This window comes from Streptomyces sp. SLBN-31 (assembly GCF_006715395.1).
Classification (GTDB): Bacteria; Actinomycetota; Actinomycetes; order Streptomycetales; family Streptomycetaceae; genus Streptomyces.
In genome coordinates this window covers 3,397,914-3,414,241 of sequence record NZ_VFNC01000002.1, presented here as the reverse complement: position 1 = coordinate 3,414,241, position 16,328 = coordinate 3,397,914, and the positions used below count along the sequence as shown (strand labels likewise).

8 protein-coding genes and 2 pseudogenes are annotated in these 16,328 nt (G+C 66.0%); 8 read left to right on the top strand and 2 right to left on the bottom strand.

What is annotated here, in order from left to right; genetic code table 11:
• Positions 1 to 50 precede the first annotated feature (50 nt).
• A pseudogene (locus tag FBY22_RS35490) lies at positions 51 to 356 on the top strand (integrase core domain-containing protein); the annotation flags it as partial.
• Here the strand turns inward: FBY22_RS35490 and FBY22_RS35485 are convergent.
• Positions 353 to 1,759, bottom strand: a complete 1,407-nt coding sequence (locus FBY22_RS35485; RefSeq protein WP_142152063.1) for an MFS transporter — start codon at positions 1,757 to 1,759, stop codon at positions 353 to 355. The pseudogene FBY22_RS35490 and the gene FBY22_RS35485 overlap by 4 nt on opposite strands.
• A gap of 738 nt (positions 1,760 to 2,497) precedes the next feature.
• On the opposite strand from FBY22_RS35485, the gene FBY22_RS35480 reads away from it, so the two are divergent.
• The 6 genes from FBY22_RS35480 (at position 2,498) to FBY22_RS45810 (ending at position 15,374) form a co-directional block, all read left to right on the top strand.
• On the top strand, positions 2,498 to 4,219 hold the full coding sequence (locus FBY22_RS35480; RefSeq protein WP_142152062.1) for a fatty acyl-AMP ligase: 1,722 nt from the start codon (positions 2,498 to 2,500) through the stop codon (positions 4,217 to 4,219).
• A gap of 35 nt (positions 4,220 to 4,254) precedes the next feature.
• Positions 4,255 to 10,971, top strand: coding sequence for a type I polyketide synthase (locus FBY22_RS35475; protein WP_142152061.1), 6,717 nt, complete (start codon positions 4,255 to 4,257; stop codon positions 10,969 to 10,971).
• 441 nt (positions 10,972 to 11,412) lie between these two features.
• Positions 11,413 to 12,420 carry an alpha/beta hydrolase family protein gene (locus tag FBY22_RS35470; protein ID WP_160159948.1) on the top strand — a complete coding sequence of 336 codons (1,008 nt, stop codon included), beginning with the start codon at positions 11,413 to 11,415 and terminating at the stop codon, positions 12,418 to 12,420.
• 11 nt (positions 12,421 to 12,431) lie between these two features.
• Positions 12,432 to 13,721, top strand: a complete 1,290-nt coding sequence (locus tag FBY22_RS35465; protein ID WP_222127824.1) for a glycosyltransferase — start codon at positions 12,432 to 12,434, stop codon at positions 13,719 to 13,721.
• A 393-nt stretch (positions 13,722 to 14,114) separates the two neighbouring features.
• Positions 14,115 to 14,366, top strand: a complete 252-nt coding sequence (locus FBY22_RS35460; RefSeq protein WP_313905472.1) for a chaplin — start codon at positions 14,115 to 14,117, stop codon at positions 14,364 to 14,366.
• A gap of 114 nt (positions 14,367 to 14,480) precedes the next feature.
• On the top strand, positions 14,481 to 15,374 hold the full coding sequence (locus FBY22_RS45810) for a chaplin family protein (protein WP_142152058.1): 894 nt from the start codon (positions 14,481 to 14,483) through the stop codon (positions 15,372 to 15,374).
• A gap of 70 nt (positions 15,375 to 15,444) precedes the next feature.
• On the opposite strand, the pseudogene FBY22_RS35450 reads toward FBY22_RS45810, so the two are convergent.
• A pseudogene (locus FBY22_RS35450) lies at positions 15,445 to 15,924 on the bottom strand (dimethylaniline monooxygenase); the annotation flags it as partial.
• A 124-nt stretch (positions 15,925 to 16,048) separates the two neighbouring features.
• On the opposite strand from FBY22_RS35450, the gene FBY22_RS46105 reads away from it, so the two are divergent.
• A complete protein-coding gene (locus FBY22_RS46105) occupies positions 16,049 to 16,273 on the top strand; it encodes a hypothetical protein (RefSeq protein ID WP_174267339.1) in 225 nt (74 codons plus the stop codon).
• Positions 16,274 to 16,328: the final 55 nt, after the last annotated feature.

The following is a 16,328-nucleotide window of genomic DNA, read 5'->3' as shown; positions in this document are numbered from 1 at the left end:
CAGCACCATGACCGGTCGAGACGACAGTCTGCACGCTTCGGCTGCTCGCGCGGGTCCTGACCGACAACGCCTGGCCCTACCGCAAGAGCCTCGCCTGGCAGCAGGCCCTGACCGACCTCGGCGCGACCGGCAAACTCACCCGCATCTACCGGCCGCACACCAACGGCAAGGTCGAACGCTTCAACCGCACCCTGCTCGAAGAGGGGGCCTACCTGCGGCCCTACACCCGCAACGACGAACGAACAGCAGCCCTGGCAGACTTCCCGCACACCTACAACCACCACCGCTGCCACACCGCACTCGGCGGCCACCCACCCATCAGCCGCGTGAACAACCCTGCGGGTCAATGCAACTAGGGCGTGCACTTGATGGGGCGCAGGGCCCACACGGCCACAGGTGCTCCGGTTGCCACGAGTGCTGCTGCCACACACAGACCTAGCTGGTAGCCCGTCAAGAATGCCTGCCCCTGTGTGGCTCCCCGAGCCACGGACGCATAATCTCCAACTGTCACTACTGCACCGACCAAGACAATACCGAGCACCCCAGACAGTTCGCGGGTAGCGCTGAACAGGCCGGCGGCGAACCCGGATAGGTGGACGGGTGAAGATTCCAGGGCGCGAGTCGTCAGCGGAAGAGCCAAGGCGGAGCCGGCTCCTACCGCTGCCAGGCCGGGCAAGAGTCCGAGGAGCTTGCCCTGAAGACTGCCGAGGGCGATCAGCAGCAGTCCCACGGCCACTGACATCAGACCTGTAGCGGCGACTTGACCATCTCCCCACCGCTTGGCCATGACGGAAACGAATGGGGCTGTGAGGAAGAGAGCCGAAACCACCGGAGTGAATGTCAGCCCAGCTTCTGTCGGGCTGAGGTGTAAGGCACTCTGCAGGAACTGGGACGTATAGAAGTACACACCGCTCACTCCCAGGCCCCACAGGAGTTGGGTGATGAGCCCGCCCGCAAAGGGTCGGGCTCGAAGAAGTTGCCCCACCGCGGGGCTACTGCCGCGCTTGCTGCGCTTCTTGCACACCAGCACGATCGCACCGCTGACGGCGGTGATCCCTGAGACGATCACGGACGGCTCACCGAGCCCCGTGGAGGGCGCCTGGATCAGGCAGTAGACGAAGGAGGCGATGGACAGGCACGCCAGCGCGATGTGACGGTGCAACCCTTCGGCTGCATCATGTGTGCCCTGTTGTGAACGAGGGCCGCTGGGCAGGGCGAGGGCACCGACAACGAAGCTGGCTACGCCGAGCGGGACGTTCATGACGAACAGCCACTCCCATCCAACGTGCTGCGTGACGACGCCGGAGATCACAGGTCCAAAGGCCAAAGCAGAGGCCATCGCGGCAGTCGTTGCGCCAAAGCCCGCAGTCCGTACCCGGTCAGGGAGATCGTGCGACATCAAGGCAAGCGACGCGGGCAAGATGAAGGCGGCGCCGCCGCCCTGGACACCGCGGAGGCAGGCCAGCACCACTCCCGTGGTCGACAAAGCGCAGCAGGCCGACGACACCGTGAACACGGCGACACCTGTCAGCAGGGACCAGCGTCGACCCTTTCCGTCCGTTAGGCGCCCGGCAAACAGCAAGAAGCTGGCGAGGGCCAGAGGGTATGAAGTCGCCACCCACTTCACATCAGTGTCTGTCAGGCCGAGTTCAGTGCGCATCTGCGGGAGGGCTAGATTCACGACCGTGTTGTCCAGGGCCGTCAAGAAGGTCGCCAGGACGACAGCTGTGACGATGCTTAGTACACGTAGTCGACCCATGATTCCCTACCTGTCACGATGCTCCTGACATTTGTGTCGGCAACCAATCTGTCGTGACGGTCAACCACTGACCTTTCTGGTGTGCATCGCCGCGGCGAGGCAGGCGAGGCCGGTTTCGCTGAGACATCCATCAACGCGATTTCCCCGGTGGATATTGCGCAGGCCCCGCCGATGGGCGCATCAGGTGGTCGGGGGTGTCGAGGCGCTTTTCATCCGGGCGTCTTTGTGCCACGTCCAGGTTGTCTCATAGGGACACGATCGGCGCGGCGAGCTGTTCTCAGCAGACGCGGCCATGGGGCTGGGAGAAACCGGGGCCTACCCCCACTTGTCTGGGGAGCAGCGGCTGGCATCTGGCAGAAGCCGCCGTCGTCTTCGAAGCGCAGGCCTCCCAGGCGTCGCCACGGTGGTTCATTCGACTGGCCTACCGCGACGACCGCAGTGTTGCAGCCCGCGCGACTCCACGCCCGCCGAGGCGCGCAATTCCGGAACAACGGACCCGACCTGGGGACATTGGCCGTAGGCATGCTCCAAAACGCCCTGCCCGATGTACGGGCCGCCCGCCGTCCAGGTGGCGGCGTGTCCTGTGGAGAAGGGGTCGATGTCGTGTTTCACTCTTTGTGCTGCTATGCATTCCTAATCAGAAACTGCGCCGTGTGATATCCCGTTCGGCTGTGCCCGACTGATCCCGGGGCTCTTTGCCGTGCTGAAACGAAGGTCGGTGAGTCAGTGCCATCGTCGGTGACAGAGACACTCAGCCATCAGCTAGCCCACGCGGCCGCGCGCACCCCGGAGGAAACGGCTTTCACGTTCGTCGACCACAGCACTGACAGCGGGGGAACAGTCACATCGCTGACGTGGAAGCAACTCGATACCCGAGTACGCGTCACAGCCTCAGGCCTGCGACACATGGGGGCATCCGGTGAGAGAGTCGCGATCGTCGCGCCGCAGTCCCTCGAATACATCGTCGGCTTTCTGGGTGCCATCTGCGCGGGAGCGATCGCCGTCCCGCTGTTCACCCCGTTCCTTCCCGGCCACAAGGACAAACTTGCGGCCGTCCTTCAGGACGCGGCCCCCGTCCTGATGTTGACCGTGGAGGACCACCGCCAGCCCCTCACGGATTTCTGCGCCGCCCAAGGCATCGTGTCCCGCTGCGGCGTCGTCACTGAATGGGACGTGCGGGAGCTTGCGAAGCAGCCTCCTGTCGAGGATCGAGACCCCCAACCCAGTGATGTGGCCTACCTGCAGTACACCTCCGGATCCACCCGGATTCCGTCGGGCGTGGAGATCACACATTCCAATGTGTGCATCAACGCTCGGCAGGCGCTCGATGCTTATGACATCCACCGAGGGCGCAACTGTACTGTGGGATGGCTGCCGCTTTACCATGACATGGGTCTCGTGCTCGCGGTCGCCTTGCCCATCATGGGGCATATCCCTTCGGTTCTCATGGATCCCTTGGCGTTCATCCAACAGCCGGGCCGTTGGTTGAGCCTGCTTTCTCAGCACAAAGGTGCCATCACCGCGGCACCCAATTTCGCCTATGACTACTGTGTCGAACGGGTGACTGGCGATGAACGGGCCGCTTTGGCGCTCGGCTCCGTTGCAGCCATGGTCAACGGAAGCGAGCCCATCGCGCCGCGAACCCTGGATCGCTTCCAGGCGGCATTCTCGGCGGTCGGTATGAAACGCACGACCATGCGCCCCTCCTACGGGCTTGCCGAAGCCACGGTCTTCGTTTCCGCTTCTCCCGTTGGCGAAGAGCCGACGGTCACCGCCTTCGACAAGCAGTCCCTGCGGGAGGGGGTTGCCCACGTCGTGGAGGACGGCGACCAGGAGGCGGTCATCGAAATCGTCGCATGCGGCCGGCCGACCGGCCAGGAGATCGCCATCGTGGATCCCTTGACGCACAGGCGGCGAGAAGAGGGGCAGGTCGGGGAGATCTGGCTTCGTGGACCGAACATCGGACGCGGTTACTGGGGCTGCGCCGAAAGCAGTGAGGCCACCTTCCGCGCAGTTCTCGAGGGAAGTGAGCCCTGGCTGCGTACCGGAGACCTTGGGGTGTGGCACGACAAGCAACTCTACGTGACTGGCCGGCTCAAGGATCTGGTGATCGTCGACGGCACCAACCACTATCCGCACGACATCGAAGAGACGGTACAAAAGGCGCATCCGGTGATCCGGCCTCACCATATCGCCGCGTTCGCGGTGACCACTGCCGGCGGGGAACGCCTGGTCGTCGTCGCTGAGCACGGCAGGGACCTTACGGATGCCGCCTCCGTTCTCGAGGAGGTGACGCGCGCTGTCCGGGCCGCAGTCGCCTCCGAGCATGGACTTGCCGTCCACGACTTCCTTCTCGTGCAACCCGGGGCGGTTCCCCACACCACCAGCGGCAAGGTCGCCCGCAGCGCATGCCGTGACCTGTACCTGGCCGGTACCTGGGCGGCACGCACCGGCGATTAGCGGGCCCTACACGACGGAGCACCCGGGGAGAGATCATGCAACCCAACACCGAAGCGGCCACGGAATCCGAGGACGACCCGATCTCCGCACCGGGGCTGCGGGCAGCCCTGCGTCAACTCGTCAGTGACCTCTGCAGGGTGCCAGAGGAAGAAATCGACCCCGCCGCTCCGCTGGCGGCCTACGGCCTGACCTCCCGTGACGCAGTCGACTTGGCCGGACGTCTGGAACGGCTGCTGAAACGCCCGCTGCCCGCCACCCTGGTGTGGGAACACCCAACCGTGGAACGTCTCGTGCAGCACCTGTGTCCCGTCCGACAAGATGCTGTCGAAAGCGGGGAGCCACGAGCATGTCCCGAGCAGCCCCTCGCTGAGGAGCTCGGCCCAGACAGCGACCACGTTCGCGTGGCCCCTTCGGCAGCATGCTCTGTCGCGGTGGTCGGCATTGGCTGCCGCCTGCCCGGTGGCATCAGCGGGGCGGACACCTTCTGGAGACACCTTCTGACGGGGAGTGACCTTACTGGGCAGGTGCCGAGCAGACGGTGGCGAGATTTCGCCACCGGCCCCGGCGCCGCGAAACTGCTTGAGGACACCAGCCCTTACGGTGCCTTCCTCCACGACATCGAGGCCTTCGACGCCGACTACTTCGGCATCACCCCGCGCGAAGCCGAGGTCATGGACCCTCAGCAACGACTGCTGCTGGAGGTGTGCTGCGAAGCCCTGGACCACGCGGGAGTGCCGGCGCACGGGATCGAAGGCACCAACACCGGTGTGTTCGTCGGACTGAGCGCCCTCGAATACGGTCATCTGACCACGTCTGATCCCTCGCGACTCACTCCCTGGACCAGTACCGGGGCGGCCGGGAGCATCGCCGCCAATCGACTGTCGTACGTCTTCGATCTGCACGGACCCAGCCTCACGATCGACACGGCCTGCTCGTCGTCCCTGGTCGCCGTGCACAATGCCTGCCGGAGCCTGGGGAGCGGTGAGTGCGACACCGCCCTGGCGGCCGGTGTGAACATCCTGCTGTCTCCTGTGGTCACGGCCTCCTTCGAGGAGGCCGGAGCCCTGGCCGCCGATGGACGTTGCAAGCCCTTCGACGGCTGCGCTGACGGCATCACCCGAGGAGAAGGCTGCGGGGTTGTCGTGCTCAAACGGCTCGCCGATGCCCAGCGCGACGGCGACAGGATCCTGGCCGTCATCAAGGGCACCGCTGTCAACAGCGACGGACGCTCTGCGGGACTCATGGCCCCCAACCCCGCAGCTCAGGAGAGCCTTCTGCGCACAGCGCTCGACCACGCACAGGTTGAGGCCGACAGCATTGACTACGTCGAGACACACGGTACCGGCACCCTCCTGGGCGACCCCATGGAAGCCAGTGCACTGGGTGCTGTACTGGGCTGCGGCCGGCCGGTCGACCAGCCGCTGCTGATCGGGTCGGTCAAAAGCAACCTCGGCCATCTCGAGGGAGCCGCGGGCATCGTCGGTCTCATCAAGACGGTCCTGGCATTGCACCATCAGCGCATCCCGCAGAGCCTGCACTTCCACACCCCCAACCCGCACATCGACTTCCCGGCCCTGCGGCTGCGGGTCGTCACCGCCGTCACCCCTTGGCCGGAGCGGCCTTCCCGGCCTGCGCGGGCCGGTGTCTCCGCGTTCGGTTTCGGCGGCACGAACGCGCACGTCGTTCTTGAACAGGCACCCGTTACCAAGCGTGTCCTGCCCCTTCCCGGAGGACAGACGGAAGACGATTGCCACGACGGCCCACACGTACTGATGGTCTCGGCTCGGTCAACGGATCGCATCGCTGACGCGGCAGCCAGCCTTGCCCGATTGACCGCGGCCGAGGACGCACCCGCCCTGGTGGACATCGCGCACACGCTTGCCCGCCACCGGCGAGGCCCCAAGTGCGCGGCCATTACCGCGCGCACCGGCCAGGACGCTGCAGCACTACTGGCCGCTCTGGCGCGCGGCGAGGAGCTGCCGGGCGTCGTCCCCCCGCCACCCGACGACCCGGCAGGACGATCGGCCGCTACCCGCCGGCCGGTCTTTGTGTTCTCCGGCTACGGATCCCAGTGGCAGGGCATGGGCAGGCGACTCCTCCAAGAGGACATGTTCTTCGCCGCAGCCGTGCGCGACCTCGACCCGATCTACCTGGCCGAAACGGGGCTCCCCTTCAGCAGCATGCTGACCCCCTCGCCGTCTCCCACCCACGTCGACCACGTCCAACCTCTGCTGTTCGGCATGCAGATCGCTCTGGCGCGAACCCTGGAAGCCTACGGTGTGCGCCCAGCGGCCGTCATCGGTCACTCAATGGGAGAAGTCAGTGCTGCGGTCACCGCAGGAGCACTCGACCTGGCTGACGCTCTGCGCGTGATTCTGCGCCGGTCCGAGGAACTGGCCGCCATCGACGCACAGGGCCTCGGGGCGATGGCCGCCGTCGAGCTTCCACTCGAGACCCGCGCAGCGGTCCTGTCGCGTCACCCCGGCGTCGGCATCGCCGTGCACTCCTCTCCCCTCAGGTGCACCGTGGCTGGACCCGCGCGGCCTGTGCAGGCGCTGGTGGAAGAACTGGTGGCCCAAGGAGTGTTCGCCCGGCTCCTCGAGGTAGCGGGAGCGGGTCACTCCGCGGCAGTCGATCCGGTGCTGCCGAGGGTCCACCACGCGCTGGCAGCGCTGCGTCCCCGACGCGCGGACGTCCCCTGGTACACCACCGTGCACGAAGACCCCCGTGCAAACGTCCACGCCGATGCCGACTACTGGTGTGCCAATCTCCGCCGCCCCGTTCGCCTCTACCAGGCGGTTGAGGCGGCCGCGGCAGACGGGCACGACCTTTTCCTCGAAATCTCACCCCACCCCATCGCGCTCGTCCCGTTGAACGAGACACTCCACGCCCACGGGGCAGCGGTCATCCCCCTGCTGCGCAAGGAGGGAGATGAGACAGTCGACCTGCGCACGGCACTCACCCGACTGCACCTTGCCGGAGTTCATCTGAACGAAGACCGCCTGTGGCCTGTCGGGACGCGCGTCGCCCTGCCCACTCCGGCGTGGCGACACAAACGCTACTGGTTCGGCCGCCCAGGACGGGCAACCGCTGCCTCCGACGTAGGCCACGGCCTGCTGGGCACGCGTACCGACGATCCGCGCAACGACACCATTCTGTGGCAAACCGACGTGGGAGCCGGCCTTGCCCCCGCTCCCGAAAGCCACCTCCATGGCTGTCCGGTCCTCACCCTGCCCGCAGCCGCCGCCATCATGATCGCGGCAGCCCGGGAAGCCCAGGACTGCGACGAGAGCGCTTGTGTGCGGATCGAGGACCTGGCCCTGCACGGATGGCTGCCGATCGCCGGCAGCACGCCCGTCACTGTGATGTGGGCACCCGGCGAAGAAGACGCCGCCGTAACGATCAACGCCCGTGCCACCGACGGCACCTGGCATCGCTATGCATCAGCTCAGGTCCGCGTCTTGGGAGAGCCCCCCGAAGACACACCCGAAGACACACCCGAAGACACCCCCGGAACGCATCCAGACCTCACCAGCCACTGGGCACCAGCCACAGAGGGGGAATGGGTCTCCCGGGCCGTCGAAGAAGCGCTCACTGCAGTGCTCTACGCGCCGGCCGGAACAAGCACCGCTGATGCGCACAACGCTGTCCCCGGAATTGATCCTTCCCAGACCGTGCCTGTCGCCGTGCACCGCATGCACGTTCACAACCTCACGGCAGACGAGCCCCTCAGCATCCGAGCACACTCCACCGCACCCAACCCCGCGCCATCCGCCGAAGCACCGACGCCCCAGGCCGACGCCCTGCCGGCCTGGAACGTAGTCGCGAGCGGGTCAGGAACGCGCATCACGGCCCAGGGCGTCCAACTGCACTCCGCGGAACGCGCAGAGGTACCGGCGCCACTGGAAGCGTTTACCTATGAGATCCAGTGGCAAAAGTCGCCCGCCCCGCTGCCCGGCCGACTCGACAGCGCGCTCGTGCTGAGCGACGAGGCCTCCGCGAGGTCGAACGCCACTGTGACCACAGCCCTCCAGGCAGCCCTGAAGCAGCGACGGGTACAGACCACAGCCGGCACATATTCCCAGGACCACACAGACCAGGTACTCGCCGACTGGCTGGCCGGCACCGAGCGCCACGCCAACCGAGCCGTAGTCCTCCTGCTGTCCCCTCCAGCACAGGCCAACCATGCAGAAGCGCTGCAGACAGCCGCACAGGTCGCCAGACACCTCGCGTCCAATGCCCCTGCCACACCTCCACGACTCTGGCTGGTCACTGAACGGGCCGTTTCGACCTCACAGGCTGAAGCCGGAGTACCGGACCTGGCCTGTCTTCGCGGACTCGTCCGCGTCCTGTGCCTGGAGGAGCCCGGCCTGAGGGCGAGCCTGGTGGACCTCGACATGCACCCTGGCTCCGCTGATGACCTCGTCCAGGAACTGCTTGGCGACGGTCTTGAAGACGAAGTCGTCTGGCGGCTGGGAACCCGTCTCGTCGCCCGTCTGACCCGCGCCGACCTGACGGAACAGCAGCACAAGGCGCCGTTCGTCCGGCGCCGCGGTGCCTACATCATCACCGGCGGCCTCACGGGTCTGGGCCTGGCGACGGCGCGCCGCCTCGCCGACCAAGGCGCGGGCCGCCTGATCCTCAACGGCAGGCGGCCTCCTTCGCCGGAAGCACAGAAGACCATCGCCGAGATGCTGGGCGGCGCCACCTCGATCACGGTGGTGCAGGGAGACATCGCAGACCCTGAGGTAGCGGCACGACTGGTCGACAGCGCATGCAGCGAAGGGCACACCCTGCGCGGGATCGCCCACTGCGCCGGAGTCCTCCATGACCGGATGATCACCGACCTCGCCCCGACCGACATCGACGCGGTCCTGCGCTCCAAGGTCACGGGAGCACTGCAACTCGAGAAGGCACTCGGCAGCCGCGCACTGGACTGGTGGGTCTCCTACAGCTCCGCAGCGGCACTTCTCGGTTCGCCGGGCCAGGCCGCCTATGCGGCCGCCAACGCATGGCTGGACGCGTTGGCGCACCAGCACCGGGCCCAAGGCAAGCGCGCCCTCTCGATTGCATGGGGTCCCTGGCGCGACACCGGCGCCGCCCCTGCCCAGCGCGACATGGCGCTGGAGGGCCTGAGCTTGTCCGAAGGCCTGGACGCATTGCACACCCTCATCATCCGCAACCGCACGCACACAGGTGTCGTGCACCTCGACACGCGTCGAGTGCTCGAGGCATTCCCCGGCATGCTCGACATCCCCTTCTTCTGCGAAACGCTCGCAGACGACACCACCGCCGGTGACGACTGGGCCGGCCCCGACGGTGTCGCAGCACTCGGTGCCGACGCGGCTGACAAGGTCTTCGAACGGCTGGTGAAACGCACAGCCGCCATCATGGGCTTCAGCGTTGCTGACCTCGACGAGACGGCTTCCCTTCCGGCACTCGGCCTTGACTCGCTGATGGCCGTACGCATCCGTAACGCCGTCCAGCAGGACTTCGCTGTCACCCTGCCCACGGACCTCATGTTGCGGGGCGCGACGCTGCGGGAGGTCGCCGACGCCCTGCTGAGCGACCTCGGACTGGGCGCCGACAATGACCAGGCGCCGTCCACGCCCGAAAGCGGACCCAGCCGTCGGCCGCACCCCGTCCTGCCGTCGAAGATCCAACCGCGGGATGCCGCCGAGCGCCTGGTTGCCAGCACCTGGACGGAGGTCCTGCACAGTCCGCCCAGCGACGTACGAGCCGACTTCGTGACGGCCGGCGGAGATCGGGGCACCGCTGAGCAGCTCGTGATGGCAATCCGGCGCCGAGTCGGTGATGTCCGCCTGGACATCACCGCAGCGGACATCCTGGCGCAGCGGACACTGGCCGGGGTGGCAGACCTCATTCGGCCGGCAGTCAACCCAGCCGCCGAGTCCGTCATTACCACGTTGCGAAAGCCTGGGGCAGGCACGGCAAAGGCTCCGCTGTTCACATTCCACCCCGCCGGGGGACCGACTTCCGTCTATCGGCCGCTGACGGCACTGCTGCCGCCCGACCAGCCTGTGTACGGGATGGAGCGGATCAGCACGCTCGATACGATGGAAGAGAAAGCGGCGCACTATCTAGACCTCGTGAAAGACATCCAGCCGCACGGACCGTTTCGACTTCTCGGCTGGTCTTTCGGCGGCTGCCTCGCCTACGAAGTGGCGCAACAGTTGCGGGCAGCAGGAGAGGACATCAGCTTCCTCGGCCTCGTGGACACGATCCTTCCCGCTGCTCTGCCCGGCCTGCACTCGCAGGACGTACTGCTGGAGCGGTTCGGCCGCTTCGCCGAGTACGTACGGAAGACCTATGGGCATGACCTTCAACTGCCGTACGACGAACTGGCCGCTACCCCCGAGGATCAGCAGATCGATCTGGTCATGCGCCTGGTGGCCGAGTCGGGCCTCGACATGAGCCCTGGGATCATGGAACACCAGCGGACCTCGTATCTCGACGCGCGTGTCGGTGAACGCTACACACCGCAACCGTACAACGGTCCCGTAGTCCTCTACCGTGCTCAGCAAGCGCAACCGCTCACCACGGCCCTCGACCCGCGCTACCGCAGGTCGGAGGCGGATCTCGGCTGGGGACCCCTGTGCCCCGCCCTCGAGATCGTCCCGGTTGAGGGTGATCACCTCTCCCTCATCGATCCGCCACACGTTGCCACGATCGCTCGCCACCTGACGCGGTCCCTGAGGGCGGTCGAACACCGACCCGCTGAGCACGGATAAATTCCGTCTGAGGCAGCTCAACCGACCAGTCGGTGCCACACCCGTGGCACCGACTGGCGATCCAACACCCCCAGGTGGCCCATCGCGGCTTGGGCACGGCCGTAGCCTCCTGCTTTGCTACAGCGACCCAAGCCGCACCCCCGAGAGGTACGGGCTGCCTACCGGTTGGATATCTCCAGTGACGCAACATTCGGCATATGCCGCAAGTACCAAGGGCATATGTTCACCCTTCTGGCGGGGCGTGCCGGGGGAGTGCATTGCGGTAAGGACGCAAAGGAACCGGTAAAGCTTTTCCTATGCTCGGAGCGTGCGAGAGCGTGGGTCTTTTTTTGCTCTGCCTCCGGTGTGTCCACTGGTACTTAGCAGTGGAATGCAGGCATGGTCTGGTTCGGGATCCCTCATTCCCGGCACCTCCATGTCCTCTCAAGGAGACTTCGCGGCGTGAATCTTTTGGCCAGATTTTTTGCCGGCCGCCTTCGGCTGCGCAGCCTCCGGCACGTTACATATCTCTCGCTCCTTACTCTACTGATGACCGCGGGAGTGTCGACGGCGGCAGCAGACACTGACGGCCTGCCGGTCGCCCCGGAGGCGCACATTGTTTCCGTGAAAAGGATCGACTCCCGCACGCAGGACCTCATGGTGAGTTCGCCGGCCATGAAGAGTGTCATCCCCGTTCGAGTCATTCTGCCCAAAAATTGGGCACAGTCGAAGGTGAACTTCCCAGTCCTGTACATGCTGCACGGCGGTGATGACGACTACACTTCCTGGACTCGCGAGACCGATATCGAGGAATTGGCGCAGTCGTCAGACGTGCTCCTGGTAATGCCTGATGCCGGGAAAGCCGGGTATTACAGTGACTGGCATGCCGGTGAGCCACGGTGGGAGACGTTTCATACGGGGGAGCTGGTGCGCCTTATGCAGAGGACATACCGAGCCAGTTCCTCGAGGGCGATCATTGGTCTGTCCATGGGAGGCTTCGGCGCTCTCAATTATGCGGCCCACCACCAAGGAATGTACCGGTACGTAGGCGCAATGAGTTCCTACGTCGATCTGAACGACCCCGCTGTCCGAATTGCCCTGGCACTCGGCTCCCAGAGGGACGGCATCGACATTAAACGGGTCTGGGGCGACCCCGTCAAGAATTCCGATGTCTGGCAGGCGCACAACCCTTCCGCCATGCCACATGCTTTCCGGGGCACGCACGTGCATCTCTCGTCAGGCAATGGCGTGCCGGGCCCGTTGGACCTTCACCGCAGCTACGATCAGGTACTTGTAGGCGCAGTAGCTGAAGCGATGCTTCCGAAGCCGATGGAAAGGTTCGCTTCTGCGCTCCGCTTGGCGGGCGTAGGGGTCACGACTCACTTCTATCAGCCGGGCACGCATGCCTGGCCGTATTGGCAGCGAGAACTGCATGTCATCTGGCCTGCCGTGATGAGATCACTCAAGTAGTGCAGCTTTCCATGGAGGTCCTGTCGGTCATGGTGCAATGCAGACGCGGCCGAGAAAGGGATGGCATGGGGCGAACAGTGATGATCTTCGCTGCGGGGTCCCGCGGCGACGTTCAACCCTGTGTGGCCTTGGGCAGAGAGCTAATTCGCTGCGGGAATCGAGTCCGCATCGTCGCCAGCGTGCGCCACTCGCCTCTCATCGGAGAGGCCGGGATTGATTTTCATCCCCTCGTTGCGGACCCCGCAGAGATCATCGAGTCAGCAGAGGGAAGGGAACTTCTGGAAACGGGGCGTAATCCGGTTTCCTTCATCCTCGGCATGCGAAGAGTATTGAGCCCCCACATCGCCAATCTACTGGAACAGACACAGGCTGGCGCGAAGGGGGCCGACTTGGTTCTCGCCCCTTCTTTTGGCTTCCTCGGCGTTCACCTCGGCCAGTTCCTGCGTGTTCCACACGCAATCATTCACTTCCAGCCCAGCCAGCCCACCAGAAAATTTCCGCATCCTTTGATGCCGGCCGCCAAGCTGCTCGGCTCCTTGGGTAACCGCTTGAGTTTTGACGCGGTCGATGCCGGTTCCTGGCTCATGTTCCGTCCCTTCATCAAAGAATGGCGCCGACAGGGCCTCGGCCTGCCGGCCTTGTCCCTGCGGGCTTCGATGCGTCGTATCCGTCGCGCGCCTGTACTGTGTGCGTTCAGTTCCTCGATTGTGCCGAGACCGCCCGACTGGGGCAGGAACGTCCACATGACTGGATTCTGGCATCACGAAGAGCCATCCTGGGAACCTTCCCGGCAGCTGCTGGACTTCCTCGCCGATGGCCCACCACCCGTTTATTTCGGGTTTGGCAGCATGACGCCCAAGGATCCCGCGGCCACCAGCGAACTCGTACGGGAGGCGCTGCGACGAGCAGGACTGCGCGGAGTGCTTGCTGGTCTACCCGGAGCGAGTGAGCCCGACATGCTAGCGGTGCGGGAAACACCTCACCACTGGCTGTTTCCGAGAATGGCTGCGATCATCCACCACGGTGGGGCGGGAACCACAGCAGCAGCGCTGCGTGCCGGAAAGCCGTCGCTTGTCTGCCCATTCTTCGGCGATCAATTCTACTGGGCAGATCGGGTGCATGGCCTGGGCGCCGGGCCCAAGCCGTTGCCGGCCCGCAGTCTGACGGCTTCCAACCTCACCCAACGTCTCCGCATTCTCACTGGTACGGCTTACGCCGACGCGGCATCGAGGCTTGGCCGGGCACTTAGTTCAGAAAACGGAGTTTCCCAGGCTTGCAGAGTACTGAACACTTATCTGTAGGACGGAGGGACTTCGCTGGACCGGGCATCGCCACAGCCGCGCCGACCACTCCCTTGATTGGGTAATGTCACGGCTCACCGACGCCTTGAGTGAGGGCTGGCTGCGGGCACGCGGATCACCCAGCTGGCGGATCGGCGGAAGTGGATCGGGCGGACAACCCCCCCTTCAGGGCAAACCGCCCGGGCCGCTTTTCAGGTTTCCGACACTGCCTGAGGAGGGTGCTTCTTACTCCTCCCGGGGAAAATCGAAGATTCAACACGAGGCGTTCGAGTGAATTATCCTGCAGCGCGCGTTCCGCGGTTTCTTCGGTTGTCTATCCCTCGTTGTGCAGCCTGTAGGTCATGGTGCGAGCCGTCCAAGCTGGGCTCGCTCGGTTTCGGCCGTCACCAGGACATGACCGCAGAGAAGGGAAAGCTCATGAAGAAGACCGCCGCTGTCGTCGCGGGTGTGATCATGGCTCTCGGTATGGCCGCCCCGGCTTTCGCGGACGCCGAGGCCGAGGGTCTGGCGATCGGTTCCCCAGGGTTCCTCTCGGGCAACGTGATCCAGTTCCCCATCGACGCTCCGCTCAACGAGTGCGGCAACTCGACCGACGTCACCTCTCTGCTGAGCCCCGTGATCGGTAACCGTTGCATCAACCACTGACGACGTAACGCTCAACGCACGAGCCGCTGCGGCTGTGTCGTGGCCGGCCTTGGACTTCTTCTCCCCGTTCCAGGGCCGGCTTTTCCCACTTCTCCCAGCAGGAAGACAACGAGAGTGCGACAGACCCTGAGCAAGGGAATGGTCGCGGCCGCCGCCGCGACGACCATCCTGTCCCTGTACGGCAGCTCCGCCCTTGCCGTCTCGCAGGCGGGTGGGGCCGTACAGGGCTCGCCGGGCGTCGTGTCCGGCAACAATGTCGAGGTCCCCGTCGAGATGCCGGTCAACGCCTGCGGTAACTCCGTCAACGCGGTCGCCGGACTCGCCCCGGCGTTCGGTAACCAGTGTGCAAGCGGCTCGGGCTCCCCCAAGCACCCCGCACCCCAGAGATCGCACGAATCCTACGACGACGAAACGGGGTACAGCGACGACGACTCCGGCTACGGCGACACCGGTTACGGCGGCCACGGCGACCACACCCAGCCACCCGGGCATGTCGACAACACGCCGCCTCCCGGACACGACGACCCCACGCCACCGCCCAAGCACCACTCTCCGTCGCCCAACGACGGGGGAGACCACACCCCGCCCCCGTACGGCGAGACCACGCCCCCGCCCCGTGGTGGAGGGGATCACACCCCGCCTCCCTACGGTGGTGATGAGAGCACTCCGCCTCCCTACGGTGGTGATGAGAGCACTCCGCCTCCCTACGGTGGTGATGAGAGCACTCCGCCTCCCTACGGTGGTGATGAGAGCACTCCGCCTCCCTACGGTGGTGATGAGAGCACTCCGCCTCCCTACGGTGGTGATGAGAGCACCCCGCCTCCCTACGGTGGTGATGAGAGCACCCCGCCTCCGCACGGCGGCGGCCACCACCACACTCCGCCGCCCCAGTTGCCCCACACCGGGAGCAACAGTGAGGCCATGCTTGCCGCCTCCGGCGCGAGCGCCGCGATGATGGTGGCCGGGGTCGCGCTGTACCGACGAGGCCGAGCGGCGTCCCGGCGGTAGTGCCGAGGGGATCACACCGGGTGCCGGACGGGTTCTCGTCCGGCACCCGCGCCCGTGCGGGGGAGAGCGATCAGCCGTACGCCCGCGTCCGGGTCTCGCTCGGGAAGGGCCGTCCGGGCGCCGGGATCGTCCCGCTGAGGGGGCGGACCCGCAAATGGCGCCGCACCCCCCGCACCAACGCGCCCGCTGTGTAGGCCGCACCGTGCACGAACCGCATCGCCGGGCCGAACCCCGAGGCCGTGACCAGACCGGCCGGGAACAGACCGGGACACGACGACTCGAAGTCGCGGCCGACCTCGGGGGAACCGTCCGTCATGGTGCCGAGGCTGTCGCGCAGATCGGGGGACGGTCCCGTACCCACCGGGCGCCCGCCGGCCCCAGGGCGAGGCCGTGATTCGGGTCCGCGTCCGCTTCGGCAGACGGCGGAAGAGGCCGGGGCGTTCGGAGCAGAACCAGTTGCGCCAGCCTGGACCCAGGCCGCTGTGCGGTGAGCAGGCCGACTGCCACCCGGGGCGCTCCCAGGCGGCGGCACGTCGTTCCAGCACAGCCGGGCTGTGCAACCAGGCCCGTTCGGTCGACGTACAGGGGCGGCTCCACTTTGCCACCACGGGCAGCCCGAGACGCCAGGCGTCGCCGGCGGCTTGGGCGGGGCTGTCGGGGACCAGCGTGGAGGGGTGCGGCACGTCCAGGGCGGCGCACAGATCGGCCAGTTCGGCCTTGTCGGCGAGAAGTTCGGGTGGTCCGGCCGGCATCGCCGGGAGCAGATAGGCGGGGACGAGGTCGCCGCGCAGCGGGATCACCGCGACGGCGCTCGCGTCGTCCGTCGGGACCAGCACGGCCGGACGGGTGAGCCGCGCGGCCACCCGGCGCAGCGACAGGGCGATCTCGTGCGCGGATGAACCCGGTGGCGGCGGGGGATGTATCTGCCGCACATAACGCGACCGGGAAATCGGA

Bases quoted from the DNA above. Each gene is read 5' to 3' on its own strand.
- FBY22_RS35485 (WP_142152063.1), bottom strand. From the start codon at position 1,759: ATGGGTCGACTACGTGTACTAAGCATCGTCACAGCTGTCGTCCTGGCG.
- FBY22_RS35475 (WP_142152061.1), top strand. From the start codon at position 4,255: ATGCAACCCAACACCGAAGCGGCCACGGAATCCGAGGACGACCCGATC.
- FBY22_RS35465 (WP_222127824.1), top strand. From the start codon at position 12,432: ATGGAGGTCCTGTCGGTCATGGTGCAATGCAGACGCGGCCGAGAAAGG.
- FBY22_RS35460 (WP_313905472.1), top strand. From the start codon at position 14,115: ATGACCGCAGAGAAGGGAAAGCTCATGAAGAAGACCGCCGCTGTCGTC.